The sequence below is a fragment of the Ktedonobacter sp. SOSP1-52 genome (genome assembly GCF_016587395.1).
The window spans coordinates 2,721,598-2,743,317 of sequence record NZ_BNJH01000001.1 but is presented as its reverse complement, the minus strand read 5'-3'; the positions used below and the strand labels follow the sequence as shown (position 1 = coordinate 2,743,317).

Sequence of the window (21,720 nt, the reverse complement as noted above, 5' to 3'; positions counted from 1 at the left end):
AATCTCCTCTTGTTTGGTTGACTTTCTGCAAGAGCTATAGATCATCATCTTTTTCTTTGCAAGCTCTTCTTTTGCCAAGCTTGCTGCCACTATTTTGGCCAAAATTTACGTTGGAGTAGGAAAGAAGGGCAACAGCTTAAAGAAGAAGCACTCCTCACGCAGGATGCTTCTTCTTTTGCGCAGAATGCTAGATGGCTACTTTTTAGCCCAGGTACCGCAGTTTGTGGATTGAAAGCCTTTGTCACTAGGAGCGATGGTTACTATCGTGGCGGTGTCGGTGTTGCCGTTGGCAATGATGTCATCAGTTGTTCCTCCGAAGCCACTCAAGCGTGCAAAGTAGCAACCGCTTTGTCCACTGCTTTTGTAGGTTCCAGGTTGGATGTCGGTTCCTACGATATATATACCGTCATTGAAGGAAGTCTTACTGGTTGTGATTGCCGATAAGTCCTGAGTCCAGGTGCCGCAGTTTGTGGATTGAAACCCTTATCAGTGCGGGCAATGGTGATTACGGTCGGGGCATCTGTATTGCCATTGGCGATGATATCACCAACTGCTCCACCAAAGCCTTTTAGCCGTGCAAAGTAACAGCCGGAGGAAGCCTCGCGGGTGCGATAGGTGCCGGGCTGGATGTCCTTGCCAACCTCGAATGTGCCATCGCCGAAGTGAGGATAAGGCTTCGGCGTGGGTGCTTGTGTTGCCGGTTTGGTTGGCTCCTGTGTGGCCTGTGTCTGTGTTTGTGTCTGGTTGGGATTGCTCTGAGTAGGGGTGCCACGTGTTAGGGTGCTGATGACACCGCAGACAATAAGCACGCCTACGAGCACCAGACAGCCAATACCGAATTTGCCCATCTTGCCCATCGGCTTCTTGGTTGGCTGCTGTGGATACGGTGGTGGCATCATGCCGGGTTGCGGGTAGTTGGTTGGTTGCTGATACGGTTGTGTAGGTTGCTGGTACTGTGGTTGCCCTTCGTTGGGTTGTTGCGGGTATTCGTTTGGATTGTTGTTCACGATGATCCTCCATACTCTTGAACATTTATATAGATGGGGTTAGATGGTATTTGGGACCCGAGTATTAATGGACCGGAAAACCACGTTAAGAGCTTATAGGAGTGATAATGGACGTTTATACCTCTCTATTTTGACACGTAATTGGTGTCTAAGGCGTTACAGTTTATATATGCTTTGCGGGAAAACAGATGTTAAGAGAGAATATTTTCACTTAGCGTAGCTTTTCGTGTGATTAATGCTCAAGTGGCCTATAGGTTAGTAAAATCAAGTATTTGATAAGCAATCTCAAAGGGATATCGCTGTTGAACTTTATGAGCCCCCTGAGTTTAATTAGGCGACCCGAGCCAGCTCCGTGTAAAGAAAGTGGAACGGAGCTGGTCGGCTCGCCTTTATCGAAGTAAGAAAGCCCCTGATAGTAGTGACTACCAGGGCTTCCTCACTCTTTTGTGCTCTCGCTTAATGCTTCCCGATAAGCACGTATTATTGGTGCTCCAGACTCTTTTATGTCGATGGTGAGCAGCCTTGTGTCTGGTCGGGGGAACATTACCTCACTAAAACCGAAGTTTGTAGAAGTCTAACACCGCTTTTTATTGCTCCTACTGCTACATTCCCCATATGCTATGTGCGCAATTCTGTGCCCCGTCCCGAGGCTTTCTTCCGTCCATATGATAGGTTTTTGACACCTGAACTTGACATCTATTAAGAGCCTGGGCAATACACCTAGACTCTTTTGTTGTGGTGTTCACAATTTTGGTAGTGACTCTATTGAGAAGTGGTATATAAGGAAGTCATCAAGAACATGGTGAAGGACCAGGGATGATCGGTGAGACCCAACGCCATGGCAGGAGTGCGGCGCTGATATCGTTGTGGAGTCGAGTACCTCGGAAGACGTAACGCCCGATGAGGACATATCCAGTTGTATTCAAAGAGTTGCAGATGGATCAAGGCATCAAAGGTGACATCACGTTTGGCAAAGGCATGGGTCTTGCGAGTGAGAGCATTGAGCCGCATGGTAGGCTTGGCGGGCCCGCACGGAGAGGCAGTGTCTACTCTTTGGTTGGGAATATGAGTATGTTACAATACAGTAAAATATGCTGAGGGCTGTCTATCGAGACTTTGACGATATTCAGATGTACTTCAGTTCGAGAGGAGAACGCTCAGATGAACCAGAGACCCTGCTTTGCGGTAGGTGACAAGGTGCAATTGCGACCGAAAGAGCGATATTTTTGCGGCAGACTCAGTTGCTTTTGGGAGCAAAGTGCTACCATCAGACGCATTCAGTTGTGCCCTGACCCAAACAGCTACGTCGATCCAGAGGACTGGTATCGTGGTCCTCACTGGACACTGTTCTGGGTAGAAACAGATCTTCCTGAATTACATGGGCAAGAAATCCCCTTCCGATACAGGGACCTTCGGCCATTACCAAGGTATTGTCAACTTGCGATGAAGCAGAAATCTTTGCTACACTCATAGGTATGAAAACAGAAGAACTTACCCCTCTTTATCGAGGATACCGCTTTCCAGCCGAGATTATCAGTCACTGCGTCTGGCTGTATTTTCGTTTCTCTGTAAGCTTTCGTGATATTGAAGAAATTATGGCGGAGCGTGGGGTCGGGTTGACCTACGAAACCATCAGGCAGTGGTGTCTGAAATGTGGCCAGACGTACGCCAATGAGTTGAAACATCGTCGTCCGAAAACGGGAGATACATGGCACCTGGATGAAGTGTACCTGAAAATCAACGGCAAAACCTCCTATTTGTGGAAAGCTGTTGATCAGGACGGCAACATCCTGGATATCTTGGTGCAGAGTCGGCGCAACAAACATGCGGCCAAGAAATTCTTCCGCAAGCTGCTCAAAGGCTTGCAATACGTCCCACGAGTGATCATTACCGATAAACTGGCCAGCTACGCCGCCGCAAAAAGAGAGAACATGCCCAGCGTCGAGCATCGCCAACACAAGGGCTTGAACAATCGGGCCGAAAACTCACATCAACCTACCCGACAACGCGAGCGAACCATGCGGCGGTTTACATCACCTGGACAGGCCAAACGCTTCCTCTCAGCGTTTGGACCGATCCTGGATCACTTTCGACCCAAACGGCACCGTTTCACAGCAGAAGATTACTATGCTCTCATGCAGGATCGGTTTCTGGTCTGGAACGAGGTAACCAAGAGGAAAACTGCCGCCTAACACCAACCATCCTCTCCAAACCTCCGCTTCTTTTCTGCTCTTCCCCCTTCTTCCTAAAAAGCGCTTCTATTTCTCCGTCAAGTTGACAATACCCGGGGAACATCCTGAATATGGAGCTTGCCATCAGCGGTCTTGGTGGTGCGGGTGCGCCCGTAGACATAGGCTCCTGCATAGGCTGGATGATGTAAGAGCCGCAACACATCATGGTGCTCAATCTCTGCCCAGACGAGTTCTCCGCGATGTGCTCCACGACGCAGGCGGCGTGGGAAAAGCAAATGCTGCTGGCGAAAGTGACGAACCGTTGTAAAAGCGGAGCCAGTGTGCGCAAAACTGCGAAAGACCTCGCGAATGCTCGCTTGTACTTGTAGGTCAGGATCAAGCACCACAGCGTCCGTTTCGGTGTAGACCAACCCGATGGGTAAGGTCAGTTTGAGAGCTCCTCGCCTCGCTTTGTTGAGAATACCGCCTTGCAGGCGGGCGCGCAGCACAAAAAGTTCTGCTTCACTCATCGTGCCCTTTAACCCCAGAACAAATTGCACCATATGTTGCATTTCAGGGAGCACGTGCCACGATTTTGGCCGAGGAGAGTTCCGCCTGCGGGCAAATGGGACGCGTCTGCCGTGTCTTCTGGCGCCAAGAGGAGCCCTGGATCCTCCTCCGTTGTCAGAATGGCCTCCTGCTCTCCTTACCCTGGCACTGGACAGACCTTCCCATTCCCCTTGTGTCTCCCCCCGGTCCCACTGTGCAACCGTATCCGGCACTGCTTGCTCCGCAGACCCTGGTCGAGTTGGTTCAGTTTGTGCGGTATCATGCAGGAAAATGTCGATCTCCCAGGAGGGGAGAGAAAGGAGGGCATGATGATTCACATCCTCGCGAGACTCGTTTATCGTCAGGTTTGCGCTCCCAAGGAGGGGATTCGTGATGAACCGGATCCACCACCCCCGTGTTGTCCGAATGTTGAGCCGCCCTTTTCCATCTCTCGTCCCCGCTCCAGTGCTCAAGCCTCTTCATCAGGCATGGAGACGCTGGCTGTCGGCAGTTGGCCGGAACCGCCAGCCCAAGCACTTGTCGTCTTGTTCACCGAACTCGCACAGCGCTGCGTACAGGCCGCACCGGCCCAGGAGGAGATCCATGAGTACTGCTCATATCACCACAGCTCATCGCGAACGGATAGCATACGTCTATGTACGGCAATCGACCCACAGAATGAACATCAAGAGAGCACTGAGCGGCAGTATCGGTTGCAGGAACGCGCCTTGGAACTGGGCTGGCCGCCGACGGCGATTGCAGTCATCGATGAGGACCAGGGGCGCTCGGGAGCAGCGCTACTGCCCGCGCCGGTTTTCAGCGGCTGGTCACCCAAGTCAGCCTGGGCCAGGTCGGGATGGTGCTGATGCTGGAAGCCTCTCGCCTGGCCCGCAACTCCAGCGATTGGCATCAGTTAATTGAATTGTGTGGCCTCAGTCATACCTTGCTGGCCGACGAGAGCACGATCTACGATCCCCGTGACCCAAATGATCGCCTCTTGCTTGGTGTGAAGGGGACACTTTCGGAAGCAGAACTTTTTACGCTGCGCACTCGCTTGCATGAGGGGCGCTGGAACAAAGCGCGCAAAGGGCTGCTGCAGTTCCCTCTCCCAGTCGGCTATGTCCGGGCGTCCGATGGGACCTGGGAGCTGGACCCAGACCAACAGGTCCGCGAACGTCTGGCCTACCTCTTTGAGGCGTTTCGCCGCCTGGGCGTCGCACGGCAGGTTGTACGGGAGTTCAAGCAGCATGGTCTCGATCTGCCTACACACGTCGTGAGCAAGGGCACATATGGGGTAGTGTTGCAAAAAATTAAAGCTCAGCAAATGGAAGTACACACGAATACATTTCACAAGGAAAAAGGTGCAGAATGCTCACACTTTCTGGGTCTCCGTCTTTTCGGGTGAAGGATAAGCTTTTTTCGCTGAGACAAGCACGCGGAATAAAGCAAGGGCTTGTCACTCGTTGATCTTGGTAAGAAAGAAAACGCCAAGATCAGGAGAAACAAGCCTTGTCCCGTCATCATACCAAAGAACAGACCGAAGAGATAGCCGTTGACGCAGGGATTTTGGTTCCCTTGGACCTGCCCGAATTCTGCGTCTTGAAGCAAGAATGGAGCGGTGATGGAAGCCTGTGCGTGACACTCATCGCAAAAACGAAGACCGCCACCTGTCCTCGCTGTCACCAGTGTTGTGAGCAGATGCATGATTGTCGTGAACGCGTCAAGCGTGATATCAACCTGCGAGATTATCCCATGACATTGATCTTGCTCAAACGTCGCTTTCGTTGTAGGGTATGTCGCAAACCCTTTACCGAGCCGGATACGGCCTATGGCCCACGCCGAAGAACGACCGCATGGTTGCGTGAAGCCATTGGAAGACAAGCGGCAACGCAGCCTGTGGCTCATGTCGCCCAATCCTTTCGTGTTGGAGCGCGCTTTGTCGGTGACTGTTTCCAGCATCTTGCACGCCCGCTCTTGGAGCAGCGAGGCCTGAGCCTGGAGAAACAGAACGCGCTTCCCACGCCTCGTTCTCTGGGCCTAGACGAGTTCGCCATGCACAAAGGCCATCGCTATGCAACCATCCTCTGTGATTTGGAAGCCGGGCAAGTCCTTGAGGGAAGTGACGGACGTCGTCTGGAGGATGTGGTCCCCTTGCTCAAGCGGCTCGCCACCCCCCAACAGGTGGAAGCGGTCAGCATGGATATGAGTGCCTCCTTTGCCCCAGCCGTTCGAGCTTGTTTGCCACATGCTCAGATTGTCATCGATCATTTTCATGTCATTCAGCATGTCATGAAAGCCTTCCGAAAAGTGGTCTCAGCCTGGGCGCACAAGAAAGAAGGGCAAATCCTTTTGTATCACAAGCAACATCTCTTCCTTCGTGCCCAAGAAAGCTTAACCCAAGATGAGCAAGCCGAACGTGCACGCATTGGCTCTCATTTGTCCGAGCTTGAGGTTGCCTGGCAACTCAAAGAGACCTTGCGAACCTGGTATGCAACTGCGACCATCGAGACGGCGGAACAGCAGCTTGATGACTGGATCGATCAGGTTCGTGAAAAGGGACCGGATGCTCTGCGTCAAGCGCTTTCTGCCTTCATCAAATGGAAACAGGAAATCCTGGCGTTTTTCCGTTTTTTGCCAACGCGCATCTCCAATGGGTTTGTCGAAGGCAAAAACAACCGAACGAAGGCGATTATGCGCCAGGCCTATGGCTATCGCAATCTTGGAAATCTGCGTCTTCGCATCCTGATTGGAGACGCAGTATGACATGTTATTACCTCATCTTTCACCTGGAAGGACGGAGAACCCACTTTCTCTATGTAAATGCTTCTTGTGCCGTAATTACTTACTCTATTTTCTCAGCTCTAAATTTTTTGCAACACTACCCCTCGCTGGTGCTCTCCTTCACTTGAAGCAGGGGAAAGGCTGAGAAGCCCTACCTATCGCGACAAAGCAAGAAAGGGAGGTTTTCTACCCGAGGCTCGTCAAGATTTTGTATTCCTCTTCGTCTGAGTGCTCGGGATCTTGCACGAACCGACGAATAACCTCCAGGTGATTTCCACGCTCAAGCTGTTGTACAATGTCCCCATCCATATCCGGTTGCTGCTTGATGGATGCGAATACCACCGTCTTGTCTGCATCGGGTGTTTCGCGTAGGACGTTCAGCAGATCGATGGCTAGATAGCGATACTTGCTCGCGCTATCTGGGTGAAGTGGGAGCTGCCAATCGGTCCAGGTGCGATCAAGTTCTGGCCCGTGAATGCGGTTGTAGATCAAAGCAGCCACGGCCTCGGTCCAGGCGGCACGAAGATAGGTCTTTCCCATGCGCAAGTTCCTCCTGTTCTCTCTGCCATCGTCTGATGGTCTTCTTGCATTGGTAAATATGGAGCAAATGTATAAGTGTGTTGAGGGTGAAGGCACCAACCATCACCGCTAGTATACCCTTAGAGCACTGTGTTATGAACACCTCATCCATCTTTCCCCCTTGACAGGACTGATAGGACATACGTTCTCTCTTGCTCTAGAATACAGTGAACGTCTCTGCTAGGCAACGAAAGGACTGCCTATGTCGCAAGCCACCGATCCCAATCAGAAATTCTTAGTGAGCGAGCTACGCACAGCCATACAGACCGATGAAGCAAACGGCGACCAGCACGAAGAAAAGTTGGTGTATCTCCACTACTACCAAGCCATGCTCCAGGCCGTACTTGATCTCCAGCTTTGCCCGCAGGACGCGGGCAAAGCTCTCACACTGCTCAAAGCGCGTGTGAACAGGCTAATGAGGCAAGCCAAAAACTACATCCGCACTGTCGATGCTTTGCCTTATGAACGTGTTCAAGCACTCTTTAAAGAAACACGTACCTTGTTCGGCGATATGAAAGATCTTTGCGCCGATTGCTTGGCAGCACTTACCCGGTCTATCCTCGTTAATGTCAGAAAGCATCGTGCGTCGTAGCCACAACTCGTTAATGGGGGCGGCGGACTCCTACTGTCATCCGCCGCAGGTGGGGTGGGAAGGCGGGGAGTGTGGCTAGCGGGCCATGTGACCCGCTAGCCACACAGCAACAATGTGGAGGTATGGTGGGGCACATCTCCACTAGCAACTACGCTCGCTTAAAGTGCTTGCGAAGCTTCTTCACAGCTCTATCATGACGCGTGTATAACGAGGAGTATGGGACTCCAAGGCGCTTCCCCATATTCCGAAAGTCCTCAGGCTCACTACCGTCGGTTGTGTTGCAAGAAGTAAGCTGATCTGCTAAAGTGAAGCGAAAAAGCAAAAGAGGATCAGACATGATCGAGCAAACTCCGTTCAAATGGCGTCATTTCCAATCCGACATCATTCTGCTGCATGCGATGGTATCTTCGCTACCCTCTAAGCTACCGGGATTTGGAAGAGATGATGCAAGAACGAGGTCTCTACGTCGATCATACGACAATCTATCGCTCTCGTCCAACGCGACGCACCTGAATTGGAGAAGCGATCTCGGTCTTCTCTCAAAGCCTGCAATGCCTCGTGGTGTGTCGATGAAACCTCTATCAAGATCAAGAAAACATGGATGTACCTCTACCGAGCCGTTGATTCAGATGGTCAGACCCTGGAGTTTCTCTTGAGCCCAACACGTGACGCTGAGGCTGCCAAACGCTTTTTCTGCAAAGTGTTGCACGTTACTGCTGATTGCGTGCCTCAAGGACATCCTGTCGAGGAGCCGATGATCCAGTCCTCCACGCTGACTGACTCTCCCACCACACCAACTCCCCGCGTCATCAATGTCGATAACAATGCTGCCTACCCGAAAGCCATTGCTGACCTTAAAGCGGCTGGAATGCTTGCTGAAGCGGTGGTATTGCGGCAAGTCAGATATCTCAACAACCTGATCGAACAAGACCATCGGTTCATCAAACGGCAGACGAAGCCAGGGATGGGTTTCTTCTCGTTCGAGACAGCATGGCGAACCTTCCAAGGATACGAGATCATGAACATGTTACGCAAAGGGGCAAGGACAAGGGATAGAAAGAGGTGCTGTGGCTGGTCTGGTGGCACTGGTTGTCAACCTATTTGGCATGGCTACCTAAACGGATCAAAGTGAGCCACTCTTTCTCCCCAGTTTTTTTCCCTTTATCATTCTTGCAACACAACCCACGAGAGTGGTGCCCCAACCCCTACGGGCCAACCTGAATGAGAATCTTGTGCTCGTCGAGGGGCAGCACATTGCCGGGGCTATTGGTGACTGTAATGCGGGCCTGGGTAATCCCGGGCCGGTGCAACAGCAGATCCTGCGCCGAGGCCGCATTGAGGCCCGCGATCAAACGCGCCATCTCCTGCCGGCTCGCTGCATCAAACTGTGCCACCCACTGCCCCTGCGCCTCGATGTGCAGCGAGATCATGCCCTGTGGATTCTGAATCACAGCATTGATCAATGTCGTTTTCAGCGGGCTGGTCAGGGCATAGTGGTTGTGAAAGGTCTGCGTGGCATCACTTTTGAGCAGGTTGGTCGCCATGGCATAGGCATCATCGCGATTGAATACTTCAGCTATGCAGGTCATCGTCGTGGAGACGGTCACGCTATTGAAGCGCTCGCCCGCGCTATGGCTGGCGCTCGAACTGGCACTGCATTTCGCATTTCCGGCCTGCTGTTCCCCGCTCTGAATCTTCCCTTGTATCGCCTGCTGTCCCTCGCTGGTCATTTCGGCTGTCAGGTTGCTGACGGCCATATCAATATCACTCTGCTGCACATACGAGTAGGGCCGGGCATCCTGTCCGTCACTGAAGGCATCATGATTGGTCAGCGTAATGCCGGCGTGGCAGCAGGTTGTCTCTTTAAAATCCAGGGCCGGGATATTACCTTGCGCGCCGGGAATGAGCGCGTGGGCGATACTGCTCATGCTGCCTTCGGTGGGCGGATTGGCCGCGGGAATGGTAATCGTTTCGTCGGTGGCGACCTGGATGCCTTTCTCATCGGCAAAGATCGTTCCGGCGGGAATGTTCTGTGAAGAGGATAGGGCATTATAAAAGGTCAGCAAGCCCAGGGCATTGATGGCCTGAGTCATGCCGCGTCCGGAAGTTTGCACCGTTTTTGTGTGGGGTGACGTGGTCACGCTGATAAAGTGCGCGGCTACCTGGTGCAGCGCCGGGTCAGGGACCCAGGTCGTCGCCGAAATAGCATAGACATTTTTAAATGTTTTCTTCTCAGGCGTGATGGTCACACTAGCGGAACTGCCGGGGAAGAGCCGGGCCAGCGGGCCGAATCCGACAAAAACGCTCAACATTGAACCGCCGATCAGCAGGAAGAGCGCCAGCAGCAGAGCAACCAGGAGCGCACGTGTGCGTCTGTGCTTGCGTCGTGGCGGTGAGGCTGGGACCAGGCTGACCACCACATCTATTGGAGTGAGCATCTGGCTGGGAACGCTGCGCGGCGTGACGACCTCATCCACCACTATCGGTCTGGCCTCCATTGGCTGTAGTGGTACTGGTAGATCCTCTTTCTCCTTCTTCTTCTTCTGTGCGACCTTGTCTCGTGGCGCTGGCTTCTTAGGGGGAGCGGCAGGACGTTCAAGTGGCGGAGCCGGCGACTGGTCAGCGGAGGCTGGCGCTGGGGTAGAGGTGCGTGCTGGCTTCTTGGGTGGAGATAAAGGTGTCTCGGTCGTCTTTTTTTCAGCGGAGGCCGGGGGTTGATCTCCGCTAATAAATGTTTTCGCATAGCTGGCATAGTTTTCTAGCGAGAGAAAGACCGGGAATTGCTGGCGTTGTGCTAATCTGGCAATCGTCGTGTGAGATGAGGCCACAATCACAAGTTGGGTCTTCAGCCCCTGTAGCAGGTTTCTCAGGTCTGCGAAGTCGGTTGTACGCCGGAATGCGGCGTTATCGTCAGGCATGACCAGTACGGTATGTCTGCGTCCCAGCTTCTCCTGAGCAAGAATCGCGGTCAGAATGCTTTGCCGGTCATCTGACGCGGCCACGTGAAGAATTCCAACGCTGGCGCTGCGTGGATCGTCGGGTCCAAAGAGTTCCGTGCCATTCTTCTGTCGCATAATGCGTTCCTTTCCTGCTACTTCGGTAGGGTTTTTCAGTTTTCCGACCTCTCCAACGCAAGCTCGCTGACGTGCCTGCTCCTCACCCAGGCTTTATTATAGAACGAGCGACGCTAGCCAGGTTTCTCTCTTTTCCTTTCGTGTATGACTTTCCTCTCCTTTTCCCATCCTTATGAGCTATTTCATTGTAACCTCTCTCTCATGGAGAGAGAGGTATGATATCTTTACTTCTCTGAGGTAGGTCTGCTTCGTTATCACCAAAAAGGGGGAAGACCGTAACCAAAAGCAGCATGGATGCAACGTTCCCTCTGAGGTTAGCCCATCTCCGATGGCCTCTCCTCGTCTGGTTCAGAATCCTATCGTCTGCAATTCACACGTTCTAAGGAGAAGGAGAAGTGCATATGTTTATTGCTGGACTCGGCGTCACCTTCTTTGGTCTCATTATCGGTATCATTACGTATCGGATACTACGACAAGCCACGGGTGCCTCTGGATACTCGAACCTCATCGCCATTGTAGGAGTAGTTGGGAGTGCAGCGGTGGTTACCTTCTTGAGAAGTGATGTGTTATTTGGCTGGTATGCGATTGGCCTGGTCATTGGTTTGTTTGGTTACTTTACCGTAGGCTTGAGACTCTTTGGCAAACAGGAAATGCAGGCTTGGCGAATTCCACCGATCCCTCCAACTTCTGTGCCTGTCAATGCTCATGGAGAAGAAGAGTCATGAAGAAAGTGGTACACATGACCATTCAGGATGCCCTTCAAAACCTGAGGCAGTATGGATTTCAAGAATGCACGAAAGAAAGGAGGAGCCAATGCGAGAGGGAGTGCCTCTACGCATTCGAGCAACAGGGTGATGAAAGTGGTGTCTGTTATGGCTGTGAAACAGTGGATGATGTTTTTGCTCTCTTGTCTCTGGTAGAAGCTTCAGCCTCGCAATGAAGCGCTCACATTGCTTCCTTTCTCACAATGAGAGAGCTTCCTTCCGTCCAACACGGAACTGGTGAGATCTCTACAATTATTCTGGTGAGAGCAAGAGCGTCTCTTTGTTTCAAAGAGATGCTCTCATCAGGAGAAGGTTCTATTATCTGGCGACAACAAATTCTCCTCATTCTCCCCTCTCATACAGATGGTACCCCTGAGTGGTGTATCCTAAGTGGAGATATTGTCTTTGGAGAAGCGATTCAAGAAGTTACCATCCGTAAATTTCTTGAAGAGACGGGATAAGAAGCCCGTGTTGAATATCTTAGAGATGAATTTGAAAGTATCCGCCCCGAGAAACCTTGACAGAGCATTACTGTTATTTTTTAGGCAGCGTAACAGGAGGAACGCTCACATCAGAAAGAACACCGTATGGCGAGAAAAACCGCAATGGCTTTCTATGAGGAGTTGAAGCAGCTATGTTCTCCTCCTCTGAGAACTCAATTATGCAACATTTCTTGTACCATCGTACGTGCATCTGAATTGTTCTTAAGAGGAACTTCACGCTGCAAATTGGCAAGCAATCTGATCGAAACCACGATTCCTTGGAGTGACAAGGCTTGTTGTGAGACTGTACGCTATTTTAGCGTATCATGATGAAAGGATTCTGCCAGACTATGATTCCCATCTCACTCTGAAAAAAGAGGCGTGTTTGGGTTTTCTCTGAACGGAGGCCCTTATTTTTAGAAGGAGGAAAGCAAACTGTTACCATGATCAATCAGCATGAGGGGGGTCTTTCACCGGGAGTACTTCGCTATAACACACATCACCACAAGCTCCAACTCAATGGGCAACTGCTCACACCAGAGGTATGGATCGAAATATGCGTATTTCATCGCTGGATCCCTGGACAAGTGCAAAGTGATGCAGCGGGGTGGTATCTTCAAACGCGCAATCACATTGGTATCCGTCTTCGTGCTGGACTCACAGCACGTGTGTACGTCGCCCAGTCGCCTTCTTGTCAAGAGACGCCTTTGCCCTAAATATATTTTATCTTCTTTTCTCTTGCGCATGGCAAAGAGCTATTGTCAAAAATACCATAACCTCGCCAATAAGGGGAGATATGTGTCAATCTATCAATCTGGCGAGTATATGGCTCAGACACAGCTTTGGGGATAAGCCCTTCAGTGAAGATTGTACTTGAGTTTTGCACAATTCCTTCATCAGAGATTGTCTTCGACTTCTGGTACGCAAATTTCCTGACAGCGGCGTTGGATGGCGGCATTCCGCTCAATATGCTGGCGATATTGTTCGAGCGTACAGGCCCCAATCAACTGGATCTGGCCGCGTGCCAGGGACGGTTTCAAAAGGGCGCTCGCATCAATGGGATAGGTGTCCGGTTCACCACCGACAAGACGATGAAAATAATCGACGTAGAGCACGAAGGAGCCTGGAGCCTGGTTCATGGCAATGAACATCGACTGGAGCCGTTCAAGGGTCATGGTTGGCGCTATCCACTCCTCCAGAGAAGGCCAGCGAAACAACTCATCCAACAAAGTCCATTCCTCATCAGAACCAGGCTTCGCTTGGGCAAGCTTCTCTTTCAGGGGTGCATATGCCTGCTCTATCCGTTCCTGGCGGATTACCGTGTCATCAGACAGATTGGTGAACAGCGCCTCGTAATCCAGCCCGATCACCTGCCGCAAGCGCAAAGGGAAAGGCGCGTCTCCTCTCCCCATGCGGCGAATGACTTCTGCCACGATTGACCAACGCCTCGTTTCATCGGAAGCCAGGATCACTGGGGAATTTTTCGTGGTTCCCTGTCGCTGGAGAACCTCAAAGACCCGGTGTATCACTGCCTCGTGGGTGGTGAGAGGGGCAAAGGTGAGGAGTTTCACCAGTCTGGTCAAATTGTGGCCGTAGCGTTCAAGCGGCGAAGAGTCGCAGGGCATGGTTGGCATCAGGCTCCTCCTGTATGTGCAATCTAGCTGTTTCTTGCCTTGTTTTGTCTTGATTGCAGTTATCTCGACCAGTTTTTTAAAGCGTTCAGAACGTATACGCCGTATCTTCTGGCTGCTTTTTTGATACGTGGTTGACACATTATTCCAACTTTGGCAAAAAGGTAGTGCTAGTACACTACAGGTGTTTTGACCCATCGGGCATAGTTGCGCCTTGGAGTGACTTGGCTTGCGTTTCCAACTCTTCAGTAGTAATGTTCTTAGCATTGTGCAGGTCGGCTGCACTGAGATTGGCCATCAAGAGGCTAGCTGCACTGAGGTCGGCTCCACTGAGATTGGCGTATGTGAGGATGGCTGCACTGAGGATGGCTGCATGGAGGTTAGCTGTATGGAGGTTGGCTCCATGGAGGTCGGCTATATGGAGGTTGGCTGCACTAAGGTTGGCGTCACTGAGGTTGGCTGCACTAAGGTTGGCTTGCCTGAGGTCGGCTCCACTGAGGTCAGTTGCACTGAGGTTGGCTGCATTGAGGTCGGCTCCACCGAGGTTGGCTTTGCTCAGGTCGGCTTTGCTCAGGTCGGCTCCACTGAGGTTGGCCATCAAGAGGCTGGCTGCACTGAGGTCAACTGCACTGAGGTTGGCTTTGCTCAGATCGGCTTTAAAGAACTCGGCTGCACTAAGGTTGGCTGCACTAAGGTTGGCTTCACTGAGGTTAGCGTCACTGAGGTTGGCTGCATTGAGATTGGCTGCATTGAGGTTGGCTGCATTGAGGTTGGCTCTATGGAGGTTGGCGTCACTGAGGTCGGCTCCACTAAGGTCGGCTCCACTGAGATTGGCGTATGTGAGGATGGCTGCACTGAAGTCGGCACCCCTGAGGTTGGCTGCACTGAGGCGGGCACCCCTGAGGTCGGCTCCACTGAGATTGGCTGCATTGAGGTCGGCTGCATTGAGGTGAGCCCCCCTGAGGTCGGCTCCACTAAGGTCGGCTGCATTGAGATGAGCCCCACTAAGGTCGGCTCCACTAAGGTCGGCTGCATTGAGGTGAGCCCCACTAAGGTCGGCTCCACTAAGGTCGGCTCCACTGAAGTCGGTTCCACTGAAGTCGACCCCACTGAGGTCGGCTCTACTGAGATTGGCATGGAGAAGGTGGGCTCCACTAAGGTTGGCTTTGCTGAGGTAAGCTCTACTGAGATTGGCTTCAAAGAGTTCGGCTCCACTGAGGTTGGCTCCACTGAGGTTGGCTCCACTGAGGTTGGCTTGCCAGAGAAAAGCTTCACTGAGGTCGACTTTGCTGAGGTTGGCATCTTTCAAGCTGACAATGCTCTCTACTGTAGGTGACATGAGACCGGCTTCTCTTAAGAAAGCGAACACATAGCCACTACGCCTTGCATTTAACTGCGTCAGAACGGTTATTGTTCGCACCCGTGCTATATTACGTACCTGCTCGTATTCTGGTTTTAATTTACCATCTTCTGTTCGCTCACCTAAATGCTCTTCCAGAAGGAGTTCCGAGATTTTATCGATATATGCTTGTAGTGCCACTTCGCGTCGGTTTTCTGCTGCAATCTCAAGGTCAGTTTTTTGTTGCAATTCCCTATTTTTTTCTGCGATCTCAAGATCAGTCTGATGGCGCTTGTTCCTATTTGCCTCGCTTTCCCTGGCCTGCTGTGCTGTTCTGGCTGCCTCTGCCTGAGATTGCTGTGCCGTGAACAAGGCTACCCCAAACCCTACCACAACAGGGATAGCAAGCACACCTAGTAGCCCTAGCCAGTCCCAAAGCGTTTTTCCTGGCTGGTATACTTCAGTCCTGGTAATTGTACCAGCGTTCGTGCCACTTAAAGTTCGTGTTATTGTTACTTGGTTATAGCCATTGAAGCCAGTCCAGTCGAACCAGTAGCCTACGACAATCAATGCAATGACTACTACCAAGATAATTGCAACAATCAGGATTGTTACTCGATGTTGCTTAATTTGCTGCCACCATGAGCGAAACCTTGCTATCATCGGAGACCTCCTCATCTAACGGTTCACAAAGATGGAGTTTTCAGACTGGCCGACCATCGATCTGCAAAGAGCCAGTCCCAAGCCCAGAGCTTGGCTAGTTTGAACGCCCCAAATACGTCAGGGTTAGATTAGATGAGGAGGTCTCTATCATCGTATCTCTCCCGTTACATAATGGATAAGCCAAGCGAGTAAGCTCAAGGAAACCGGTATGATTAAGTATATCAGATGGAGCGCAGAATAGTTTACGCTCCATGTTGCTGGTTATAGTTCTGGTCACTTTGAGACTTTGTTTGATTTATTTGTTCCTTCTGAGATGAGAGCGAAGCCCAAACCGTGCGGGAAACCCATCTTTCATATTCGTCAATGATATATCAATGACGTTGATTGAGCGGGAAATGGGAGAAAAGTCGAGATAATTGACGTATCGCACAAAACAGCGGCGGGATGTCTTGCGCTTCCTTTTCAGCTCAACACAACTCTCGTTACGCAAAACTCAGGTTAAATACGGTAGAGAACGCGTTGACGCAGGAGGGCAATTATTCGGAATGCTCCTGCGTCACAGTCCGAATAATGCATGTTATTGGGAATAGTGCGCTCCTCTTCTATTCCGAATAACATGTAATCCGGCCTTGCCATACATCATGCGCTTCATGAGTTTGATCCTGGTGACGTGGCCTTCAACCTGTCCGTTGTTGATGGGCAGCGTTAATCCGGCCTGCACAGCCGCTTGATCCTGTTCTACGCCATGTGCAAAGCTCTGAAGCTCTGGGAGGTGACTCTCTTGTACCTGGGTGAGCCAGGTGTCCAGCCGCGCCCCTTCACGCTTGCGCAGCATCTGGAGAAAGTCCTGAGCCAGGCTATACGCCGTCTTCATATCTGGATGAGCTTGGCGAAGAGCCGAAAGATCCATCTGTTCGCCTTCATCCAGGTTGTCTGGATGACGCATGAAGAGACACACCGCAGCAGTTGAGGTGTAGTAAAGCACCTGAGGCGTTTCTCCAGGAGGTTTTACCGTAGGGTAGCCAGCCGACGAAGGTGACATTCCTGCTCCTTTTTCCGACTGGCCCCCTCCAAACTGATCGTACAGCTTTCACTGTAATCAGCTTTCCAGCATCATCAGGTTGATCCTGTCCGTGTACGTGATACCGCGCGTCTCTGTGGGCGTCCATGTTGGATGTCCATGTGGCAGGTGTGACAGAGGACGAGTGTTTTTTCGCCTGCGTGAAGCCATGATGTGGACCCATTGCGGCTTCTCTCGACCTGTATACCTGTTCAGGTCTTTCAGTGCCCGTATGTGATGCACCTCTATCTGAGCGGTCATGCGAGTCGCCCCACATTGTTCACAGGTTTGGGCCAGGAGTCGTCGTTCTAGTTCCGACCGTTTCCAGGCGTATTGCCTCATTTCATCCTCAATGGGTGCGGTGACATCCCAGGTAAGGGGGATGCCTCCCCAGGTGGCTACGAGTGGCTTTTTCCCTTCACGCGAGACTGTGACTTGCAATCCTTTGTATTTCTTCCCCTCCACATCGATTTCCGCCTTGCACTTCTTGTACACCTTGCTTACTGATATTTTGTGTTTGCTTGCTAACGTCTTCGTCAGCGATTGCTCCATGACCCATTTGAGTTTTCGGAGCGTGTAAAGGTTGTAGGCCATCCGGTAGTAATTGACCAATCCCCGATATTCAAGCTGGTAGGTGGCGATGATGGTGAAGTCACTCTCATTGAGTAGTTCTGCTCGGTGAGAGGGCTTTCCTTTGCGCATATACCGCTTGCATTTGTCTTCAATGACCTTTCTGGGTACTTTCAGGCCGATACCTCCGTTAATACTTCGGCCTCTTCGCCCGTTTTTGTCGCGGGTTTGTTTGGTGTCGCAGTGTAACGTCGTGATTTCGTAATTCAGGAATTTGGCAGCGCTGTCCCGTGTGAGGGTAATCAACGTCTTTTCGTCCGAGAGATTGAGCTTGAGTTCTTCAAGCAGGAATGCTCGGAGCCGCTGTTTAATGGCCTCTGCTTCTTCCTTGGGACCAACGAACGACAGGGCCAAATCATCTGCGTACCTTACGTACCTCAGTCGTCGAAAGTCGGGGTCCTGGGGATCGATGGAGGGAAGTTTTTGAGCCTGTTGCTTGAGTTTGTGGGCAGCCTCCTTCTGTCCTTTGTTGTATCGTTTGCGGGCGCGATTGATCAGGCGGTTGTATTCCTGATTTGGCCTTTTCTTCTTCCCTCTGGTGTATTCGGGGATGAGTTCCGTTTCGACAAACCTGTCCAGTTTCGAGAGCAGGATATTGGAGAGGATTGGACTCAAGATGCTTCCTTGTGGAACTCCACTGAATGTGTTGTTGAGTTTCCAGTCCTCAAGGTATCCTGCGTCGAGCAGCTTTTTGACGAGATTGAGAAATCGCCCGTCCTGGATGGGTTCGGCGAGTGCCGAAATGATGAGGTTATGGTCGAGGGAGCCGAAGCAGTCGGCGATGTCGCCCTCGATGATCCACACAGTGCCTTGCCAGATCTGGTAGACTTCTCGAAGAGCCGTATGACATCCCCGTCCTTCACGGAAGCCGTGGGAGTGTTCGCTGAATGTCCCATCGAAGTAGGCGTTCAGGATCATTCTCATAACCTCAGCTAGGAGCTTGTCGCTCCAGACAGGCATATTCACAGCACACTACCCCCTTTACCAAAGGATCTGTGGAATGGGTAACGGTAACCCATCCTCACCACCCTCTGCACGGGCAACGCGTCCAGCTCGTCCGCGTGCGACGCGGGCCAGATCCTGACCTCATCATTCGCATGCCCGACGGCTATCACGGAGCCATCGCAGCCAGTTTGACCGACTACGCAGGGCCCGCTAATCCTGATCTCAGTGCAGTTGAACCCCCGTTGCTCTCGATTGAGGGCTTGTGGCAGATCGCGCAATGGGTCAGGCAGCAGAAAGGAGCCCATGAGATATGATAGAGCTATCTGCCTGTCTTGTGGTTTGGGCACAGCAAGGAGGTCGCCGCATGGCCCCACTTCCCTCTTCTGATCAGGAGCAGAGCGCGTTGGTCCACATCTGGGCTCACCTCTCTTCTGACCTGCAAATCCGCGTCATTGGCCTCTTAGCACAGTTAGCTTTGAATGCAGTCGTAACGCGTCCTGCTAGCCAGTGTGAAAGAGAGGAGGCGTGCTATGCCGATCCAGCAGCACACCCTCAAAATCCGTCCTGATCATCTCAGCAGACAAGCGGTGATCTATGTGCGCCAATCGACACTGCTGCAAGTTCGCGAGAATATCGGCAGTACCACGCGCCAATATGACCTGGTTAAGCGCGCGCACGAGTTGGGCTGGGAACAGGCAGGCATCGAAGTGATTGACCAGGATCAAGGTCAATCCGGTTCCTCGACCATTGGGCGCGACGGTTTTCAATTGCTGGTGGCTGAAGTCGGGCTGGGCCATGTAGGAGCGGTCCTGAGTTTGGAAGTCTCGCGCTTGGCCCGCTCATGCAGTGATTGGTATCGCCTGCTGGAGATCTGTGCCCTCACTGATACTCTGGTCATTGACGAGGAGGGCGTCTACGATCCCGGCTTGTACAATGACCGCCTCCTGTTGGGCTTCAAGGGGACCATGAGCGAAGCAGAACTGCATTGGTTGCATCAGCGCTTGCAGGGTGGCAAGCTGACCAAAGCCGAACAAGGGAAGCTGCGCTTCCGCCTGCCGAGCGGACTCATCTATGACCCAGTGGGCCATGTGGTCCTTGATCCCGATGAGGCGGTTCAGGGAGCCATCCGTTTGGTGTTCACCCTCTTTGAGCAGCATCAATCGGCGCTGGCCGTGGTAAGCCACTTCGCCAAACATCAGTTGCGCTTCCCTACCCGGCACTGGGGTGGTGTCCGTTCTGGTGAGTTGGAGTGGGTGCCACTCTGTCATGGCCGAGTGTTAGATGTATTGCATAGCCCGCTCTATGCCGGAGCCTACGTCTACGGGCGAACGCACACCCGTCGGCACGCCCTGCCCGGCGAAGAACCACGGATCAAGGGACGTACACGCAGAGTCAAACAAGAGGAGTGGCCCATCGTGCTGCTGGACAGACATCCAGGCTATATCACCTGGGACCAGTTCCGGTGCAATCAGCAGCAATTGGCTGATAACCAGAATACCCCGGCTGCTGCCCACCGAGGAGCGGTACGTGACGGCCCTTCGCTCTTGCAAGGGATCGTGCTCTGTGGCTCGTGTGGCCGTCGGATGAGTGTACGCTATCAGCGCGAGGGATTGGTGTTGATCTACGAATGCAGCCAGGCGCATACCCAGTTGGCGGTCAAGGTCTGCCAAACCATGCGAGGGGATCGCATTGACCAGGTCGTTGGCAAAGTGCTGTTGGAAGCCATGGAGCCAGCACAGTTGGAAGTCGCGCTCTCGGCTCTCGCCCATCTGGAGGGGCGCGCCAAACAACTCGATCAGCAGGCGAAGCGGCAAATTGAGCGGGCGCAGTACGATGCTGACCTGGCGCGCCGACGCTACCATGCAGTGGACCCAGAGAATCGACTCGTGGCGCGTAGCCTGGAACGGGACTGGAACGAGAAACTCGTGGAAGTGGATCGCCTGGAACGGGAATATCAAACCCAACCGGTGCCTGATGCACTGAGGCTGTCGGCGGAGCAACGGGAACAGATCCGCGTGCTGGCCCAGGACCTGCCGACGCTCTGGGGAGCTCCCACGACGACGAACGCCCAACGGAAACAACTCGTGCGCTGGCTGATCAAAGACGTGACCCTGGCCAAGCGTGGCGACCTGGTGGTGATCGATATTCGCTGGCAGACAGAGGCCCGCACCGGTCTGTCCATCCCGCGCCTCAAAAAGTCGTGGGAGCTTCGCCAAACCCAACCGGAGGTCATTGCATCTATCCAGAAATGGGCTCCCACCTCTTCGGATGCATCCATGGCTAGTTTGCTGAATGAAGCTGGATACAGTGCTGGCGGAGGAGGAATGTTTACGGCGAAGAAAGTGCAATCCTTGCGGTATGATTACCAGATTGAGGCAGGCTGCCCTCAGGGCCCGGCAGCGTGCCCCACCGGGCAGCGTGGTGATGGGCGCTATTCAGCACGAACAGCGGCCACCTTGCTTCATGTCAATATCTCAACCATTGCGAAGTGGTGTGAAACGGGGCGCTTGGAGTATGTGCAAACGGCTCCTCATGGACCACGCTGGATTACGCTCACCCCAGAACGCATCGCGGAACTTCGTAAGCCGACGCAACAATATTGGAAACCCCGTCAGGCTGGAAAGCCGCAGCAGAACGTGGTAGAGTAGTACGAAGAGGGTGGGCTGGGGCTCCTAGTCCACCCCGTTGGCGACCATCGGTATTCCGAAACGCGCCGGGAAAGAGAGGCAGTATGAAAGACCTATCGGTATGCCGAGCGGTCTCTTTTTCCCGTTCTTTTTCAAGATGTAGGTTCTTCGCGCTGGTTGCCATTGATATCGTTCCTGCTTCAGTGCAGTAATGATGGTCTCAAAGGTTTCCAGTGAAGTGCCGTCAGCCGTTTCTTCCGTCCCGCCGGGCGTCATCGCACCAGCGTTGCGGTACACGCGACCGTAGGCCGAGAGGTACAGGTTTGTGTTGTACAACATTCGATAGACGCGCTTGATCGGCAAGCCCCGCTTGCCGCGTTCACGGAGAAGTCCTAAAAGCTCTTCGGTTCCCTGCATTTCGCATACCTCCATGCGTTAGGCACTTCTTTGATACCTTCCCTTTATGTGGGTATCCTTCACATAATCTGGCCCTCCTTCGAGGGCTGCCCCTTTGACCTCTTAGGATCGTCATTGTTCCCTTGAAGTCTCATATGGGGGTTCCGTCGCCATAGGTATCGCACCCGTAGGCGATCCCGCTTTTGCGCATATGAAACGTGTAGTGTGTTTAGGTGCCCGTTTGTTCTCTTTCGGGTTCATTACCCGCCATTCATCAGAGGGGGTGTTATCATGAGGACTGGGGTCTCACGCTTTTCTGATGTCGTTCTTTCAGGCATGGTTGTAACGGATGCAAGTGATCATCATGCGAGAACTCAGGTTTAGCAATTGGCCAGCTTCACCATGCACACAGGACTTGCAGAGCAACTCT

Annotated in this window: 20 protein-coding genes and 1 pseudogene; 11 read left to right on the top strand and 10 right to left on the bottom strand. The window is 52.5% G+C overall.

Features of this window, described 5'->3' with window-relative positions:
- Nucleotides 1-389 precede the first annotated feature (389 nt).
- Nucleotides 390-1,007, bottom strand: coding sequence for a hypothetical protein (locus JMJ16_RS13150; protein ID WP_201381882.1), 618 nt, complete (start codon nucleotides 1,005-1,007; stop codon nucleotides 390-392).
- 762 nt (nucleotides 1,008-1,769) lie between these two features.
- Nucleotides 1,770-2,018 carry a hypothetical protein gene (locus tag JMJ16_RS13145; RefSeq protein ID WP_236601449.1) on the bottom strand — a complete coding sequence of 83 codons (249 nt, stop codon included), beginning with the start codon at nucleotides 2,016-2,018 and terminating at the stop codon, nucleotides 1,770-1,772.
- A gap of 464 nt (nucleotides 2,019-2,482) precedes the next feature.
- Here JMJ16_RS13145 and JMJ16_RS13140 point away from each other — a divergent pair, with 464 nt between their 5' ends.
- On the top strand, nucleotides 2,483-3,199 hold the full coding sequence (locus JMJ16_RS13140; RefSeq protein WP_201381880.1) for an IS6 family transposase: 717 nt from the start codon (nucleotides 2,483-2,485) through the stop codon (nucleotides 3,197-3,199).
- A 77-nt stretch (nucleotides 3,200-3,276) separates the two neighbouring features.
- Here JMJ16_RS13140 and JMJ16_RS13135 read toward each other — a convergent pair whose 3' ends face one another.
- Nucleotides 3,277-3,741, bottom strand: coding sequence for a recombinase family protein (locus tag JMJ16_RS13135; protein ID WP_201381878.1), 465 nt, complete (start codon nucleotides 3,739-3,741; stop codon nucleotides 3,277-3,279).
- 312 nt (nucleotides 3,742-4,053) lie between these two features.
- Here JMJ16_RS13135 and JMJ16_RS13130 point away from each other — a divergent pair, with 312 nt between their 5' ends.
- From JMJ16_RS13130 to JMJ16_RS13120, 3 genes are all read left to right on the top strand, one after another.
- Nucleotides 4,054-4,593 (top strand): hypothetical protein, encoded by a 540-nt coding sequence (locus tag JMJ16_RS13130; protein WP_201381876.1) that lies wholly within the window; start codon nucleotides 4,054-4,056, stop codon nucleotides 4,591-4,593.
- Nucleotides 4,551-5,132 carry a recombinase family protein gene (locus JMJ16_RS13125; RefSeq protein ID WP_201382854.1) on the top strand — a complete coding sequence of 194 codons (582 nt, stop codon included), beginning with the start codon at nucleotides 4,551-4,553 and terminating at the stop codon, nucleotides 5,130-5,132. The genes JMJ16_RS13130 and JMJ16_RS13125 overlap by 43 nt, the downstream gene beginning before the upstream one ends.
- 104 nt (nucleotides 5,133-5,236) lie before the next feature.
- A complete protein-coding gene (locus JMJ16_RS13120) occupies nucleotides 5,237-6,490 on the top strand; it encodes an ISL3 family transposase (protein WP_201381874.1) in 1,254 nt (417 codons plus the stop codon).
- Between the two features lie 204 nt (nucleotides 6,491-6,694).
- On the opposite strand, the gene JMJ16_RS13115 is transcribed toward JMJ16_RS13120, so the two are convergent.
- A complete protein-coding gene (locus tag JMJ16_RS13115; RefSeq protein ID WP_201381873.1) occupies nucleotides 6,695-7,048 on the bottom strand; it encodes a hypothetical protein in 354 nt (117 codons plus the stop codon).
- 241 nt (nucleotides 7,049-7,289) lie between these two features.
- Between JMJ16_RS13115 and JMJ16_RS13110 the strand changes: the two genes are divergently transcribed.
- The gene (locus JMJ16_RS13110) at nucleotides 7,290-7,679 is read left to right on the top strand and encodes a hypothetical protein (RefSeq protein WP_201381871.1); all 390 of its coding nucleotides are present in this window, start codon (nucleotides 7,290-7,292) and stop codon (nucleotides 7,677-7,679) included.
- Nucleotides 7,680-8,014: 335 nt separating this feature from the next.
- Nucleotides 8,015-8,797 (top strand): annotated as a pseudogene (locus JMJ16_RS13105) (IS6 family transposase).
- Nucleotides 8,798-8,884: 87 nt separating this feature from the next.
- On the opposite strand, the gene JMJ16_RS13100 reads toward JMJ16_RS13105, so the two are convergent.
- A complete protein-coding gene (locus JMJ16_RS13100; protein ID WP_201381869.1) occupies nucleotides 8,885-10,753 on the bottom strand; it encodes a hypothetical protein in 1,869 nt (622 codons plus the stop codon).
- Between the two features lie 401 nt (nucleotides 10,754-11,154).
- On the opposite strand from JMJ16_RS13100, the gene JMJ16_RS13095 reads away from it, so the two are divergent.
- Both JMJ16_RS13095 and JMJ16_RS13090 read left to right on the top strand, forming a co-directional pair.
- Nucleotides 11,155-11,478 carry a hypothetical protein gene (locus tag JMJ16_RS13095; RefSeq protein WP_201381867.1) on the top strand — a complete coding sequence of 108 codons (324 nt, stop codon included), beginning with the start codon at nucleotides 11,155-11,157 and terminating at the stop codon, nucleotides 11,476-11,478.
- 964 nt (nucleotides 11,479-12,442) lie between these two features.
- Nucleotides 12,443-12,715 carry a DUF5348 domain-containing protein gene (locus JMJ16_RS13090; RefSeq protein WP_201381865.1) on the top strand — a complete coding sequence of 91 codons (273 nt, stop codon included), beginning with the start codon at nucleotides 12,443-12,445 and terminating at the stop codon, nucleotides 12,713-12,715.
- 180 nt (nucleotides 12,716-12,895) lie between these two features.
- Here JMJ16_RS13090 and JMJ16_RS13085 read toward each other — a convergent pair whose 3' ends face one another.
- The 4 genes from JMJ16_RS13085 to JMJ16_RS13070 form a co-directional block, all read right to left on the bottom strand.
- Nucleotides 12,896-13,633 carry a hypothetical protein gene (locus JMJ16_RS13085; RefSeq protein ID WP_201381863.1) on the bottom strand — a complete coding sequence of 246 codons (738 nt, stop codon included), beginning with the start codon at nucleotides 13,631-13,633 and terminating at the stop codon, nucleotides 12,896-12,898.
- A 175-nt stretch (nucleotides 13,634-13,808) separates the two neighbouring features.
- Nucleotides 13,809-15,632, bottom strand: coding sequence for a pentapeptide repeat-containing protein (locus JMJ16_RS13080; protein ID WP_201381861.1), 1,824 nt, complete (start codon nucleotides 15,630-15,632; stop codon nucleotides 13,809-13,811).
- A 577-nt stretch (nucleotides 15,633-16,209) separates the two neighbouring features.
- Nucleotides 16,210-16,674: a transposase gene (locus JMJ16_RS13075; protein WP_236601448.1), complete on the bottom strand. Its 465-nt coding sequence runs from the start codon at nucleotides 16,672-16,674 to the stop codon at nucleotides 16,210-16,212.
- A gap of 57 nt (nucleotides 16,675-16,731) precedes the next feature.
- Entirely contained in the window at nucleotides 16,732-18,282 is a 1,551-nt protein-coding gene (locus tag JMJ16_RS13070) for a reverse transcriptase domain-containing protein (protein ID WP_236601568.1), read from the bottom strand.
- A 35-nt stretch (nucleotides 18,283-18,317) separates the two neighbouring features.
- On the opposite strand from JMJ16_RS13070, the gene JMJ16_RS13065 reads away from it, so the two are divergent.
- From JMJ16_RS13065 to JMJ16_RS13055, 3 genes are read left to right on the top strand one after another with little or no spacing between them, the layout of a single operon-like run.
- Nucleotides 18,318-18,581 carry a DUF5372 family protein gene (locus JMJ16_RS13065; RefSeq protein ID WP_201381853.1) on the top strand — a complete coding sequence of 88 codons (264 nt, stop codon included), beginning with the start codon at nucleotides 18,318-18,320 and terminating at the stop codon, nucleotides 18,579-18,581.
- The gene (locus JMJ16_RS13060; protein ID WP_201381851.1) at nucleotides 18,578-18,835 is read left to right on the top strand and encodes a hypothetical protein; all 258 of its coding nucleotides are present in this window, start codon (nucleotides 18,578-18,580) and stop codon (nucleotides 18,833-18,835) included. Before JMJ16_RS13065 ends, JMJ16_RS13060 begins: the two co-directional genes overlap by 4 nt.
- The gene (locus tag JMJ16_RS13055; RefSeq protein ID WP_201381849.1) at nucleotides 18,798-20,915 is read left to right on the top strand and encodes a recombinase family protein; all 2,118 of its coding nucleotides are present in this window, start codon (nucleotides 18,798-18,800) and stop codon (nucleotides 20,913-20,915) included. The genes JMJ16_RS13060 and JMJ16_RS13055 overlap by 38 nt, the downstream gene beginning before the upstream one ends.
- A gap of 24 nt (nucleotides 20,916-20,939) precedes the next feature.
- On the opposite strand, the gene JMJ16_RS13050 is transcribed toward JMJ16_RS13055, so the two are convergent.
- Nucleotides 20,940-21,311, bottom strand: a complete 372-nt coding sequence (locus JMJ16_RS13050) for a hypothetical protein (RefSeq protein WP_201381847.1) — start codon at nucleotides 21,309-21,311, stop codon at nucleotides 20,940-20,942.
- Between the last annotated feature and the right edge of the window lie 409 nt (nucleotides 21,312-21,720).

Excerpts from the sequence above, each read along its gene's own strand:
- JMJ16_RS13085 (WP_201381863.1), bottom strand. The coding sequence starts at position 13,633 with ATGCCAACCATGCCCTGCGACTCTTCGCCGCTTGAACGCTACGGCCAC.
- JMJ16_RS13080 (WP_201381861.1), bottom strand. The coding sequence starts at position 15,632 with ATGATAGCAAGGTTTCGCTCATGGTGGCAGCAAATTAAGCAACATCGA.
- JMJ16_RS13140 (WP_201381880.1), top strand. The coding sequence starts at position 2,483 with ATGAAAACAGAAGAACTTACCCCTCTTTATCGAGGATACCGCTTTCCA.
- JMJ16_RS13075 (WP_236601448.1), bottom strand. The coding sequence starts at position 16,674 with ATGTCACCTTCGTCGGCTGGCTACCCTACGGTAAAACCTCCTGGAGAA.
- JMJ16_RS13050 (WP_201381847.1), bottom strand. The coding sequence starts at position 21,311 with ATGCAGGGAACCGAAGAGCTTTTAGGACTTCTCCGTGAACGCGGCAAG.
- JMJ16_RS13055 (WP_201381849.1), top strand. The coding sequence starts at position 18,798 with ATGCCGATCCAGCAGCACACCCTCAAAATCCGTCCTGATCATCTCAGC.
- JMJ16_RS13070 (WP_236601568.1), bottom strand. The coding sequence starts at position 18,282 with ATGCCTGTCTGGAGCGACAAGCTCCTAGCTGAGGTTATGAGAATGATC.
- JMJ16_RS13100 (WP_201381869.1), bottom strand. The coding sequence starts at position 10,753 with ATGCGACAGAAGAATGGCACGGAACTCTTTGGACCCGACGATCCACGC.
- JMJ16_RS13060 (WP_201381851.1), top strand. The coding sequence starts at position 18,578 with ATGATAGAGCTATCTGCCTGTCTTGTGGTTTGGGCACAGCAAGGAGGT.
- JMJ16_RS13115 (WP_201381873.1), bottom strand. The coding sequence starts at position 7,048 with ATGGGAAAGACCTATCTTCGTGCCGCCTGGACCGAGGCCGTGGCTGCT.
- JMJ16_RS13095 (WP_201381867.1), top strand. The coding sequence starts at position 11,155 with ATGTTTATTGCTGGACTCGGCGTCACCTTCTTTGGTCTCATTATCGGT.
- JMJ16_RS13145 (WP_236601449.1), bottom strand. The coding sequence starts at position 2,018 with ATGCGGCTCAATGCTCTCACTCGCAAGACCCATGCCTTTGCCAAACGT.
- JMJ16_RS13130 (WP_201381876.1), top strand. The coding sequence starts at position 4,054 with ATGATGATTCACATCCTCGCGAGACTCGTTTATCGTCAGGTTTGCGCT.
- JMJ16_RS13110 (WP_201381871.1), top strand. The coding sequence starts at position 7,290 with ATGTCGCAAGCCACCGATCCCAATCAGAAATTCTTAGTGAGCGAGCTA.
- JMJ16_RS13135 (WP_201381878.1), bottom strand. The coding sequence starts at position 3,741 with ATGGTGCAATTTGTTCTGGGGTTAAAGGGCACGATGAGTGAAGCAGAA.
- JMJ16_RS13090 (WP_201381865.1), top strand. The coding sequence starts at position 12,443 with ATGATCAATCAGCATGAGGGGGGTCTTTCACCGGGAGTACTTCGCTAT.